Source organism: Methylobacterium sp. WL18 (genome assembly GCF_008040015.1).
Lineage (GTDB): Bacteria > Pseudomonadota > Alphaproteobacteria > Rhizobiales > Beijerinckiaceae > Methylobacterium > Methylobacterium mesophilicum.
The window spans coordinates 1-1,402 of sequence record NZ_VRVD01000923.1 but is presented as its reverse complement, the minus strand read 5'-3'; the positions used below and the strand labels follow the sequence as shown (position 1 = coordinate 1,402).

General features: G+C 71.4%; 2 protein-coding genes. Both read left to right on the top strand.

Going from position 1 to position 1,402, the window contains the following annotated elements; genetic code table 11:
• Positions 1–687: molybdopterin-dependent oxidoreductase (locus FV228_RS29755; protein ID WP_147857731.1), on the top strand; the 687-nt coding region annotated here is incomplete at its 5' end.
• Positions 688–724: 37 nt separating this feature from the next.
• Positions 725–1,402: SPFH domain-containing protein (locus FV228_RS29750; protein ID WP_147857730.1), on the top strand; the 678-nt coding region annotated here is incomplete at its 3' end.

Sequence of the window (1,402 nt, the reverse complement as noted above, 5' to 3'; positions counted from 1 at the left end):
GCCGGCCTCGTCGGCGGCTGCGATCCCGGCGCGCCGCAGCTGCGCCCCAATCCCTACGGGTTGAGCGACTGGCTGACCTTCGCGGGGCAGCGCCTGCTGCTGGCGCGCCAGCCGCTCGCCCGGGAATTCCGCCCCGAGGCGATCTCGGCGGTGTTCCCGACCATCAACACCACCGACCCCGACGACCCGGCCTATCGCCGCTCGAAGGCGCAGGGCTTCTCGGATTGGCGCCTGCCGGTCACGGGCCTCGTCGAGCGGCCTGGGGCGTTCTCGCTCGCCGCGCTGAAGGCGATGCCGGCGCGCACGCAGATCACGCTCCATTCCTGCGAGCAGGGCTGGTCGGCGATCGGCCAGTGGACCGGCGTGCCGCTGTCCCTGGTGCTCGCCGCCGCCGGGATGCGCCCGGAGGCGCGCTACGTGGTGATTCGCAGCGTCGACGGCTGGTGGGACAGCTACGACCTGTTCGACGCCCTGCACCCGCAGACCATCCTGGCCTACGGCATGAACGGCGCCGACCTGCCGGTGGCCCACGGCGCCCCGGTTCGCCTCCGGGTTGAGCGCCAGCTCGGCTACAAGTCCTTGAAATACCTCGCCAGCATCGAGGCTGTGGACCGCGTCGACGGCATCGGCCACGGCCGCGGCAGCATGGTCGCGGGCCTCGGGTTCAGCTGGTACGCTGGCATCTGAGCCGCCCGTCGACGCCGTGCGGCCGGGGAGGGGCTTCATGGATCTCACGATCGGTCTGAGCACGTTCGCGCTCGGCGCGGCGGCGCTGGCGGTGGTCACGCTGGCGGCCGGCGTGAAGATGATCCCGCAGGGCCACGTCTTCACGGTCGAGCGGTTCGGCCGCTACAACCGCACCCTCGAATCGGGCCTCGGCCTGATCATCCCGTTCGTCGAGCGCGTCGGCCGGCGGGTGAACGTGATGGAGCAGGTGGTCGACGTCCCGAGCCAGCAGGCCTTCACCCGCGACAATGCCGGCGTCACGATCGACGCGGTGGTGTTCTACCAGGTGCTCGACGCGGCCCGCGCCTCCTACGAGGTCTCGAACCTCGATCTGGCCATGACCACCCTGACCATGACCAACATCCGCACCGTGGTCGGCTCGATGGATCTCGACCAGCTCCTCGCCCACCGGGACGAGATCAACGAGCGCCTGCTGCGGGTGCTGGACGCGGCGGCCTCGCCCTGGGGCGTCAAGATCAACCGGATCGAGATCAAGGACATCGTGCCGCCGGCCGACCTCGCCGGCGCCATGGCCCGGCAGATGAAGGCCGAGCGCGAGAAGCGCGCCTCGATCCTGGAGGCGGAGGGCCAGCGGGCCGCCGAGATCCTGCGGGCCGAGGGGCGCAAGCAATCGGCGATCCTGGAGGCGGAGGGCCGCCGCGAGGCCGCGTTCCGC